This window comes from Acetobacterium wieringae (assembly GCF_023700225.1).
Lineage (GTDB): Bacteria > Bacillota > Clostridia > Eubacteriales > Eubacteriaceae > Acetobacterium > Acetobacterium wieringae.
On sequence record NZ_CP097897.1, the window covers coordinates 3098146 to 3110350 of the forward strand.

General features: G+C 44.1%; 10 protein-coding genes. 2 read left to right on the forward strand and 8 right to left on the reverse strand.

What is annotated here, in order from left to right:
• Window positions 1-227: 227 nt before the first annotated feature.
• Complete coding sequence (locus CHL1_RS15160) at window positions 228-1154, forward strand: polysaccharide deacetylase family protein (RefSeq protein ID WP_250933750.1); 927 nt, start codon at window positions 228-230, stop codon at window positions 1152-1154.
• Between the two features lie 68 nt (window positions 1155-1222).
• Here CHL1_RS15160 and CHL1_RS15165 read toward each other — a convergent pair whose 3' ends face one another.
• The 8 genes from CHL1_RS15165 to cls form a co-directional block, all read right to left on the reverse strand.
• The gene (locus CHL1_RS15165) at window positions 1223-3031 is read right to left on the reverse strand and encodes a PocR ligand-binding domain-containing protein (protein ID WP_250933752.1); all 1809 of its coding nucleotides are present in this window, start codon (window positions 3029-3031) and stop codon (window positions 1223-1225) included.
• A 247-nt stretch (window positions 3032-3278) separates the two neighbouring features.
• Entirely contained in the window at window positions 3279-4427 is a 1149-nt protein-coding gene (locus CHL1_RS15170; protein ID WP_250933754.1) for an iron-containing alcohol dehydrogenase, read from the reverse strand.
• 210 nt (window positions 4428-4637) lie between these two features.
• Complete coding sequence (locus CHL1_RS15175) at window positions 4638-5186, reverse strand: TetR/AcrR family transcriptional regulator C-terminal domain-containing protein (protein ID WP_070370265.1); 549 nt, start codon at window positions 5184-5186, stop codon at window positions 4638-4640.
• Window positions 5187-5474: 288 nt separating this feature from the next.
• The gene (locus CHL1_RS15180) at window positions 5475-6542 is read right to left on the reverse strand and encodes a carbohydrate-binding domain-containing protein (RefSeq protein ID WP_250933756.1); all 1068 of its coding nucleotides are present in this window, start codon (window positions 6540-6542) and stop codon (window positions 5475-5477) included.
• Window positions 6464-6751 (reverse strand): hypothetical protein, encoded by a 288-nt coding sequence (locus CHL1_RS15185; RefSeq protein WP_250933757.1) that lies wholly within the window; start codon window positions 6749-6751, stop codon window positions 6464-6466. Before CHL1_RS15185 ends, CHL1_RS15180 begins: the two co-directional genes overlap by 79 nt.
• 215 nt (window positions 6752-6966) lie before the next feature.
• Window positions 6967-8133 carry a leucine-rich repeat protein gene (locus CHL1_RS15190; RefSeq protein WP_250933759.1) on the reverse strand — a complete coding sequence of 389 codons (1167 nt, stop codon included), beginning with the start codon at window positions 8131-8133 and terminating at the stop codon, window positions 6967-6969.
• Between the two features lie 282 nt (window positions 8134-8415).
• A complete protein-coding gene (locus CHL1_RS15195; protein WP_250933761.1) occupies window positions 8416-9204 on the reverse strand; it encodes a carbon-nitrogen family hydrolase in 789 nt (262 codons plus the stop codon).
• 15 nt (window positions 9205-9219) lie between these two features.
• Entirely contained in the window at window positions 9220-10746 is a 1527-nt protein-coding gene (cls, locus tag CHL1_RS15200) for a cardiolipin synthase (protein WP_250933763.1), read from the reverse strand.
• A 442-nt stretch (window positions 10747-11188) separates the two neighbouring features.
• Here cls and CHL1_RS15205 point away from each other — a divergent pair, with 442 nt between their 5' ends.
• Window positions 11189-12205, forward strand: coding sequence for a uroporphyrinogen decarboxylase family protein (locus CHL1_RS15205; RefSeq protein WP_070370270.1), 1017 nt, complete (start codon window positions 11189-11191; stop codon window positions 12203-12205).

Sequence of the window (12205 nt, forward strand, 5' to 3'; positions counted from 1 at the left end):
AAAGGAGCTCAAACTTGAAACCGTTTAAAGGTTTTGACCGATTCTCTTAAGCCTTGTCTAATGCTGCAGTAATCGCTCTTTGCGGTAACAATGTGAATTCAATATTTTTTTTAAAAAAACAAGAAATAAATTACACATTTAGTTGGTTTTCTGCTACAATCAACTTTAGACGGGTTAGCCTCGGCGAGACTGCCCGATGTTCTGATTTTAAAACAATAGAGGTAGCGATGAGAAAGAAAACCACCCCAAAATTACGAATCAAAAATTTACCCCGTTTCCTGATTTTTTCGGCAATGAGTCTGATTATTCTCGTTATCATTACCATGTCTTTGTTTTTTTTAATGAATAAAATGGCCGAAGCCTTTAATACCCAAAAACAGATCCTTCAGACTTCATCTGCCAATTCGTCCGACCCCAATGCTGCCAAAACAGAAACCGTAATCAGTAATAATCAGCAGAATGCCAAAACGGAAACCAAACCCCAGGTGACGGATGATGATCCCCTGGCCGATATAAAAGCTCGACTTCGGAGTGGAGACACTGCCGGGATCAAGGTTGTTTTTCTGACCTTCGATGATGGCCCCAGCGAAAATACCGGAGCACTTCTTGATATACTCAATGAATATGATGCCAAGGGCACCTTTTTTACCACCCTCCATGACAATGACAATGCCAAAGCCATGTATCGCCGGATTGTTGATGAAGGCCATACCCTGGCTAATCATACCAGCAGCCACGATTACGGCCTTTACAGCAATCCGGAAGCCTTTTTTGCCGATGTTGAGGAGCTGGATCAGTTCCAAAAATCAATAACGGGTCAAAAAGAAACCAGCCACGTTTTTCGTTTTCCAGGTGGTTCAACAAACTCCAATGAGGCCTGTGTTCAGGGCATCGTTAGTCGGGGCTTTAATTACAGCGACTGGAATGTTTCTTCCGGAGACGGCTGCTCTGATCCACCGCCAAGTGATGTCATTGCCCAAATGATTATTGAAGGATGTCGGGAAAACGATGTATCGGTTGTTTTATGCCATGCTGAACTCAAAGAATCCAGCCGAAATGCCATTCCCATCGTTATTGAAACGCTCCAGGCTGAAGGTTATGTCTTTTTACCGATGGAGAAGGACTATACCTATCCCCGCCATTTAGAAGTTTAACCGGCCGTTTTTACCCGGAATAACCAATAGACCCAAATAGTAAACCCACCGTTTTTGCGGTGGGTTTACTATTTGGGTCTGGGTCGTATTGCCGTACTTTCATATTGCTTATGACGGTACATATCATCTTCCGCCCGTTTAAATATTTCTTCGATATCTTCTGCCTCGTTATTTTTTGTTTCGTAGCCAAAAGAAATGGATACCGCCAATCCACCGACTTTTTCCGCTGCCGCTAGGCTTTTGATCTTATTGATCATCATTTCGATGACCGAACCCGCTGTTCGTGGTAAGATCACAATAAATTCATCCCCGCCCAGTCTAGCAACAATATCGTCCTTGCGACAGACCTGGCTGATAATGCTGGCCGTTTTGATTAACAGCTCATCCCCCATCAAGTGTCCCAACGTATCGTTGACGAATTTTAAGCCATTAACATCTCCCAGCAGAAGGGTCAATGGTAAATTTTCTTTTTTATCCAGTCTCGCCAATTCCTGTTCATAATACCGGCGATTATAAAGCCCCGTTAAATAATCATGATAGCTGAGATAGAGAATCTCTTTTTCATTTTGCCGTTTTTCATTAATAAAGCGGGCTTGAAGCAGATTCTGGAAGGCCATATTTGACAGCTGATTGGCAATGGTATGGAGTAATTTTGCAATTTTTTCAAACCGTTGGATGGACATCCGGGGCACTTCTCTAAATGCCCGCAAGACATCATCTTCATCGGCACCGATTTCCCGGGCATAAGCGACTAATTGGGACTCTTTGATGTTTTCATCCCGGACCTGACCGATCAGCCAATTGGCTACGTGTTTACCACCCACTGTAATCGCCGCCCCGGCATCCCACAGACCACCACTTAAACATCTTTTAATGATGGGCCCGTCGACTGAATAGGCACCAATTGCCGCATCCGATTTATAACAATTCTGACAGCCACGTACAGTCTTGCGAATAATATCCCGACAAAGCCTGGTGAAGTTGGAGGGTTCGGTTATTGGGGTGCCATCGGTCAGGGTGATCACTGAAGCAACACCGGTTGCCTCAGAAAACTGATCCTGCAATCGCTGAATGGTCTCCAGATCGATTAATTCAGAAAAGTCAATTGTGCTGGTATCTTCAGCTGGTCTGGTCAACTCCAGCATCCGCCTTTCTAATCGCTGTTCGATTTTTTTGCGATCCGTAATATCCCGGGCAGCCGCATAAACCAACTTTCCCTGGGGCCGGGAAGACCATTCAATCCAATGATATGTTCCATCTTTGGCCCGGTAACGATTGGTAAAGTTAACCACCGGGTTCTGTTCATTAAGACGATTCATCACCTCCCGGGTTACCTGAACATCATCCGGATGGACAAAATCCAGATACTTTGTCCGGATCAATTCTTCGCAACTGTACCCCAACACCTCTTCCCACGCCCTGTTTGTTTTGACAAAATATCCATCCATATCAGCAATGCACAAAAAATCCAGGCTCAATTCAAAGAAATTGTTCAATTCCTCCAATTGTGTCTTTTCCTTCGTGATATCGATAAAATGGGTAATAAAAAAACCTTTTTTCGGGGCATATGCAAGGACCCGACACCAAATGTTAAGGGCCGCCGTATATTGATCAAACTCTTTTTTGCCACCATTTAAAGCAATGTCACCATAGAAACGGATCCAATCAAAGCTGTCATTAACAATTTCTGGCAAAACCTCTGTGATTCGTTTCCCAAGTATTTTAGCCCCAAAGAGCCCTGTCAGTTTTTCAAAAGCCGGATTGACTTCAATAAACTCATAATCACACGGCTTACCGGCTTCATCACAGACAATTTTGTGATAAGCATAACCCATCGGGGCATGTTCCAGAATCGATTGATACATAGCGTCATTCATGCGGCTTCACCCTTTCAGCTAACTTTTATGAACCATAACAATTCTTATATACCCCAATGCTGGCGATTTATGCCTGGATCTTCTGCCAATCACTTCATTTTCTTCAAATTTTATCCGTTTCTGCATCTGTTCAACTTTGATCCCATTCATTGAAAAAGAGGATCTATCCCGGTTCGGACAAATCCTCTTAACTTATTATCGTGTCTATTTTCTGCTTATCTCAATCAGGCGATTTCCATACCCAAAATTAAAATGCTGCCTTGTAAATGGCAATCACATCATCTTTGGTTGGGCATTTGGGATTTCCACCGGTACAGATATCAGCCAGAGCCAGGTCAGCCAATTCGCTGAAATCTTCTTCTTTAACGCCGATTTCTGCCAGTCCAGAGGGAATGCCAACATCTTTAGACAATTGTTTGATGGCTTCAATGGCCAGTTCGTTAATTGCTTCTTTGCTTTTGTGCGCTGTATCAACGCCCATTGCTTCTGCCACCGCTTTTAAACGATCACCCACCGCATCGGCATTGAAGGCTGCAACATGAGGCAGTAGAATGGCATTGCAGACACCGTGAGGCAGATCATAAAAACCACCCAGCTGGTGAGCCATGGAATGGACGATTCCCAAGCCGCCGTTTGAAAAGCCCATACCGGTGACAAATTGTCCATATGCCATCTCATCCCGAGCCGCCACATTTTCTCCGTTGGCAACCGCTTCTCTTAAACTACCAGCGATCGCTTTGATCGCTTCTAAGTTGAATAAATCAGTAAACCGGGAAGCTCCGGCGGTGGTATAGCCTTCAACGGCATGGGTCAAGGCATCCATCCCGGTGGCTGCTGTTAATGATTTTGGCATTTTTACCATTAAATTGGGGTCATTAACCGCCACTGTGGCCAGGCAGTTTGGATCGACAATAACCATTTTCAGTTTACGATCTTCATCAGTGATAACATAATTAATCGTTGCTTCACTGGCGGTTCCCGCCGTTGTATTGATCGCTACGATTGGTAATGATTTATTGGCGGTTTTGCCAACACCTTCATAATCCCGCAGATCCCCGGGATTAGTAGCTAAAATGGCAATTCCCTTGGCCGTATCCTGGGGTGATCCGCCACCGATGCTGATTACAAAATCGCATTCGTTATCTTGCAAGGCCTGAAGACCGGCGTTGACATTGGTAACTGTCGGGTTTGGTTTAACATCAGAAAACATGGCATATGCCACTTCAGCATTATCTAACACATTGAGTACTTCCTGGACAATTCCAGCATCGATGAGCACCTGATCGGTTACAACTAATGCTTTTTTGACATTCATCCGTTTGATTTCCGGGGCAATGAGTTCGATTGCGCCGGGTTCCATAATTACGACTGGTGGAAAATAATAGGTTCTTGCCATTTTGGGTACCTCCAAATTTTTTCGACTGTAAACAGTTACATTTCTTTATCATTTTATCAAATTTTTGATGTGATTCAATTGACATAGCTCTCTAACTGTCACATAAGTGACAGTTAATAAAATGTGTCACTTTTCTGCGGCAAAAAAATAATCGTTATCTGATGACAGGGCAGCTGTTATCAAATAACGATTGTCATAAAAAATATTAACCTACAAAAACAATAAGTAGTGTCTGAGCTTTTCCGGAATTGCCTCAATCAGTAATTTAGCAAATTCAGCTGGCTCCATGACCATCCCCTCGGTCACCCATTTAAAGGTCATATCCATGGATCCCTGACAATACATGTCCAGTAGGAATTGATCATCTTTTTCCAGGGGCTTTCCGGTTTTTTGGACAATCCGATTCGTATAATAATCCGTTATCAGCTTTAAATCGTAATCAAAAATCGAATTGCAGTCACTGGATTTAAATGCCGCTGTAAAAAAATCTTTCTCCGCCCGGACAAAGGCAAATTTACGGGTTAGGCCTTCTTCCAGCGTGAGACTGACCCCCATCTGCTTAATTGATTGTTGCGCCAATTTATCAAAATACCAATTAACTAAGTCATATTTATCCTGAAAATAACGATAAAACGTCTGTCTTGTTAATTCACATTGATCAACAATTTCTTTAACGGTTATTTTATCTAAAGGCTTTGTAACCATTAGCGTTTTAATCCCCTGAGCCAACCGTTCTTTTGTTCGATCATTTGCATCCATTGATAACCCTCTTAACTAAATATTTAAATTTTTTACAAATTTATCACCAGTTTCTCTTATTAATCTTATCGACCTCGGTAATCGATGTCAATGAAATATTTTATCAACTCACATAAAATAATCTCGATTGCGCTCTTTTTAGATGGATCACTTAAAAAGAACTCCTTTTATTGACCGTTTCGCGATGCGTCGGTCAGTAATCGGAGTTCATTTTTAACAACCAGTAAAGTCAGCTAAAACCAATGGTTTTCGTCTACTGTACTGCTTTTTTGTGAATAGTGTGTGTATTTATGCTTTGATTTCTTTTTTGCTGATCAGATAAGCCATACCCATCAGTGCCAATAAGCCCATTGTAGCCATTAATGCATCCTGACCCATATCCTGAGTACCAGTTTTGGGGTTAGAAGATTTGCAATGTTTCCAATGGTGACAGCAATTAGGTTCCAGATATAGACAGGATGCGGTCAGATCGACATCACCGTAGCAAGGACTGATCCAAACACCTTCGCCGCCATAGATAGCTAACGGATTAACACCACCAGAGGTACAAAGATCCAGAATACCATCTCGGATTACAACCCAGCTAGCTGCATATAATGCAGTTGCTACACCAGTTTCGGTGGTTGATTTAACAGTTGTGTATCCGCCTTTAACGATGGCGTCATCGCCAGCGCCAATACCCATGCTCTGGCCACTAACTGAATCAGTAATGACATCGACATCGCCGCCGTTGATTACCAGGTCATTGTCTGCCCAGAGACCATAGGCTCCGCCGGTTCCAGTATGGACTGCCGTTGCATCAAGCCATCCGTCATTGATGATTAAATCGCCATTGTCAACAAGTATACCATAGGCATTATGGGTATTGTCACTTGTTAAAGCGGTTAATTCATAATCACCATCATTAAGCACGAGATCGCCGTCCATGACATGAATTGCTGAATATTCGCCGACTGCCGTCAGTTCGCCAGGTCCGCCCATGGTCAGGTTTCCGACAACTTCAACTGCGCAGCCATCCGGATTCACAACAAGGTTTTCACCTTTGAGGATCATGGCAAAATTGCTACCCATATCAGCTGCAACAACCTGTTTGCCAACAAAACCGTTTAAGGTTAAAGCATTGGTTATCGCATCATAAGAGTAGTCAGCACCAACGGTGTTCAGGAGTACATCAATAAAAGTTGTTGCATCTCTCCATAAACCGAGTGCGGGAACTGCTTTTACCTCAATGGTTCCTTCATCTGCTGCAGTTTCGATTACTGGTGCTTCTGCAACGGCTACAACCGGTGCATCAGCAGCTGGGGTTTCAGCAGCTGGCGTTTCCACTGCCGGCGCTGCTGCCACTGGTTCAACCATGCCGCTGGCGTTTCCACTGCAGGCGTTTCTGCTGCTGGCGTTTCTACTGCGGTATTTAGCACCTCATCAACTGGTGCTCCCTCAACTTCCAGAACCACGAGTGTTGGTTCTTCAACAACTTCTTCTGCGGCAAATGTTGATACCGGTATTAACATTAACACCATCATCACAACCAGCAACAAAGCCATCAATTTCGACATTTTTTTCACTTCACTATTCCTCCTTTCAATGGAATTGTTTTCTGTGTACATCACACCCCAACTGGTGTGAAATTACACAGTTATCACTACGATATTGTTTTTACCCTCTTTTATCATAAATAACAAAAATATTTAAAAAAAATAAATTATTTGAAATCTTTTTTTGTTAGCCGTTGGCATTCAAGTCCAGCATTTCACCAAAGTCTTTTTTTGACTTAGTTTTGTTAATTCAAGCTGCTGGCAAACGGTACAACGGTGGCTCCCGGGGCCGCCGAACCACTTGGCACAACGATGATCTGAATGCCTTCCAACCGCAGTGCCATCCCTTCGGTACCGGCACTAGCACCGTTTTTAGCCCAGTCCAACCAGCCATAATTCTGGGCATGGACACGATAATAAACATCATATTTACCCACATCGACACCATCGAGCTCAATCCGGATTCCTTCCAGACGCAGACTAAGACCGGTTGTTCCACTAAGGTCACCGTTGCTGACCATTGGTTGCCAACCGATATTCTGAACATGGGTCTGATACTGAATGGCCACATTGACTTCGCTGTTATCCACCAGAATTTTGATTCCTTCCAGGCGCAGGCCCTGGCCAACCGTCCCACTGATTTCACCATTTTTTTTGGCACTCTGCCAGCCGACATTCTGAACATGCGTGGAATAGTACACATCCACATAGGAAGCAGGCAGGCTGATAAAGGGTCGCATATTTGCATACGCATACGATTCTGCGGTCGATTCGGCATAACCATAGATGGTAAGATGGGGAATGGTTCCGAACACCTGTCCATCAAAAGTCAGGGTACTGTTAAAAATAGTAATTTTAGTCAGGGCATTGCAATTGGCAAAGGCCGCATAACCAATGGTCGTAACGGAACTGGGGATAATGATGCTGTTCAGCGCCTGGGCACCCCAGAACGAACCATTTCCGATGGTTGTTAAACCGTTTCCTAAAAAGACCGAATCCAGATTGGGACAATTGTAAAACGAACGCATCCCCAAACTTGTCACACTGTTAGGCAGGTTCACACCCGTTAAGCTGGTGTTTCCGTTAAATACATCGCTGCCTATTTCCAGCACACTTTTGCCATCAAGTGTAGCTGGGATATCGACATTACCACCGCTTCCCGTATAGGCAACAATCCTGATCCCCCCGACGATCGTATCATACCAGTAATCCCCGGCATGAATGCTGTTAAGCGAAATTTCTGACCGTTGTGTTCCTTCATTTAAGCTCTGGTTTTCATCACTGGCTTCCAAATCCAGGTTTTTGATTAATTCAGTATCATGATTCTGTTCTTTAGCTATAATACCGATTGGAAACACACAGATACCAGCAATGATCAGCCCACAAAAAACTTGTTTTACTAACCCGTTCATTTTTGGCCTCCTTTTTTAAAAATACGCATTCGTGCTTGCGAAACTAAAAACACCGCTTACGGTACTTTCGCAATTGTCTAAATTAATTCTTTACCATGTTCTTCAATGAACTAATCTGATCGCGATCTGTTCATCGTCTTCTGTAAAACCTTTGCTTATATGATCATCTTACCCTGAACTCATGGATTTAAACGATGGGTGTCGTTTTACTGATGCCATAAAAAAAGATCCGCTACCAGGTAACGCATCTTTTTTTGGTATAATATCACTATCCAAGCTTTCTTAATACAATTCAGGTCTCCGATCTTTAAAAACGGTCATGCTCTTTCTGGTTTGATCCAGTTCAGCCACGTCCACATCGGCGATAATCAATTTTTCTTCCGGATCAGCTCCAGCATCTGCCAGCAGCTTGCCCAGAGGATCAATGATCATCGAGTTGCCAGCGTTTTGTTGATCCTTTACTGCCGCACCACAGCCATTAACGGCGACCACAAAAAACTGGTTTTCGATGGCCCGGGCCTGATTCAGAACCCGCCAATGACGAACCCGGGGTAAGGGCCATTCAGCCGGGACAAAAAGCACCTTTGTACCAGCCAGCGCCTGTTTTCTGGCCCATTCGGGGAAACGGATCTCATAACAGATGATGATCCCGCAGGGAATGCCGTCAAGGTCAAAGGTAACCAACTGCTGGCCCGCCCCAAAACGCTTGTCTTCACCAGCATAACTAAACAGGTGGGCCTTGTCATAATCGGCAATAATTACTCCCTGCCGATTCACCACGTAGCCGGTATTATAAAACTGGCTGCCTTTTTTAGTGGCCACCGAACCACCGACAATGTTTATCTGCAATTCCCCGGCCAGTTGGCTTAAAAACGCTTTCGCCCGTTGTCCATCGACATCCGCCAACCGCTCATCCAGATCATCGGTAACAAATCCACCGCTCCACATTTCCGGCAACACCGCTACATCTGCCCCAGCGGCTGCAGCCTGACGAATTAAGCCCTCAGCATTACGATAATTAAGGTCGATCTGTTTTAGGATCACCTGCATTTGAATTGCACATATTTTCATTTGATATCCTTTCAATTACATCAAGGGTGCCATAATTCTTAAAACTGCCTGCCCCACTTTTGTTAAAAATGCGGTTTGCTCCCAATCCGAATAATGCACTTCCCGACTCGCATTGATACAATCCAGCAAGTCCGCCTTGATTTCCTGCACTGTTGGCGAGCTGCAAACCCAGGTACCGCATTCGTAATTCCAGGTCAGGCTGCGATAGTCCATATTGATGGAGCCAACGATAGCAACCTGATCGTCGGTGACCAGTACCTTGCCATGAATAAAGCCCGGGGTGTATTCATAAATCCGCACCCCTTCAGCCAGCAGATCGCCGTAAAATGCCCGGGTGGTGGCATAAACCAGTTTTTTATCGGGAATACCCGGGGTAATGATGCGCACATCCACTCCGCTACGGGCTGCCAGCAAAATACAGTTCGTCAGATCCGTATCCAGAATCAGATAAGGGGTCGTCAAATAAAGATACTCTTTAGCATTGGCAAAAATTGTCATATAGGTGTTGGCCGCCGGATTTCGGGGGTTCATCGGCCCATCACAAAACGGCATCACCAATTCATTGCCTGTTTCCGGGGCGGCTGTCCCCTTAAAAGCGTCCAGTTGCGAAATCGCCCCGGTGGAATAGTCCCACATATTAATAAACATGGTGGTGAGGCTAAAAACCGCCGCCCCTTCGAGCCGAATGGCCATATCCTTCCAATGGCCGAAACGCACCTTTTGATTGATGTATTCATCACCGATATTAATGCCACCGGTGATGGCCACCCGGCCATCAACTATGGTCATCTTGCGGTGATCCCGAAAGCTGATAAACTTAAACAGTGATGGCGAAAAAGGGTTATACGGAATACTCTTTATCCCGTGTGCCGCACAGCTTTGATAAAAATCTTTGGGCAGGGTCGACAGACTTCCCATCTCGTCCACCAACATCCGGATTTCTACCCCAGCAGCCGCTCTTTCATAGAGGGCGGCCATCAGTTCATCGTACATTTTACCACCGGTAACAATAAAATATTCCAGAAAAATAAATTTTTCAGCCGTTTTAATGGCTGCCAGGTTCGCCCGATGCATGTCCTCGCCCAGCTTCAAATAGGTCGTTCGGGTATTTTGCCAAACCGGCAGATCACTCAGCCGATGAACCAGCTCCACCTGTTTTCTGATGCTCTTGTCATCAATCGATTCCAACACAGCCTGGTTCTGTTCCAATCTTAAAAAGGTACGCTGATTCACTTCATCCCAGCGTTTTTTTGATTTTTTGGGAACCCGCTGCCGTCCCCAGATAAAATAAATAACAATCCCGACGGCTGGAAATGCCAACACAAAAATGATCCATGAAATTTTATAGGCGGCCGTCTTTTTGCGATAGACAATATTAAGCACCACAAAAACAGCCACCCCTTCAATGATCCAATAGGCAACCACTGCATCTTCAGAAAACTGCAGGATAACCAATCCGATGATTCCTAATTGCAAAGCAATTAAAACCACATTGACGATCAACCTGAACCTGTTTTGATAATGGTTCGACGAACTTCTCATTGCAACCTCTCTCCCACTCATTTCATAAAAAATCGGATCTCCCCGATTTCGCTGACTACTTTTTTTGTATTTTTATGCTTTTTTAATTATATGCTATGTTTAAGTCAGACACAACCAGCTAACGGCGTTTTTAGCGGATTAACAAAACCTATTGACTAAGCAGCTTTTATCGGTAAGCTCTGCCTTACTTGTCTCACTTACATATTTTGAATTTATTTAATAATCGCAGTCACCATCAATCGATTTTTTTTAACCGAGAAGCTTTTACTTGCTGACCAGTTCACATATTTTTTAGGTATTGCATCATTTTATTATGATATCAGGACAACTATCGTTTATGAAAACGATATTATAGTAAATTTATTTATTATTACAAATGTGTTGACAAAACCGTATTTGAATATTAAACTTGTTTATAATTCAACCATTAAGGAGGACAAGCATGACAGCTCATTTAACTCAGAAGGAAAATTTTTTACGGGTAGCCCGGGGCGAAATGCCGGAATATGTGCCGGTTTCATCTTATTTCGGTCCTAATGCACCGCTTCTTACCATGGCCGACCCCTGTATTTTAGGCAGTTTTCGGGGGCCTGGGGGCGGTGTCGACCCTTGGGGCGTCACCTTTGTAACCGGTGAAGAAATTAATTTTGCCGCCCTGCCAAAACCCAATGACTTTATTTTGACCGATGTGACTAAATGGCGGGATGTGATCAAAGCTCCGGACTATACCGGCTTTGACTGGGAAGCAGCAGCACGGGATGACCGTAAAAAATACGTTCAGGATCCTGACCAAACAGCCTTTGTTCTCAGTGGATTTGCTGACTTATTTCAGCAGTTCATCGGGTTTATGGGCTTTACTGAGGGGCTTTGCGCCATCTATGAAGAACAGGAAGAAGTTGAAGAGCTGCTTGACTACATGCTGGAACACTCCCTCTATATCACCAAAAATCTGCTTCACTTTTATAAACCGGAAGGCTATTACCTGCTCGATGATACCGCTTCAAAACTCAACCCCTTTATTTCGCCCAAATTATTTGAAGAGATCTTTGTACCCCGTTATAAAAAATGTCTGGATCTGGTCAGAGACGAAAATATTCCAATTTTTTACCATAATTGCGGTCGCTGCGAAGATTTGATCCCCTCAATGGTGGACATCGGGGTCAACGTTTGGGATCCGGCTCAGGTTGAAAATGATCTGGTGGGAGTAAAACAAAAATATGGCGCCAAGCTGGCAATCAACGGCGGTTTTGAATTTAGAATGCCCAGCACCTGGCCAGTGGTCGATGAAGAAGAAGTCCGGGAAGCGGTTCGGAACACCTTTGATCGACTTGCACCCAACGGCGGTTTTATCTTCAATGGGATGCTGACCTCGCTGGATTATTTTGACCCCAAGGTTCAGGAAGTCAACGGCTGGATCGTCGATGAAGCAAATCGTCTGAGCAAAACAGTTTACAATTAA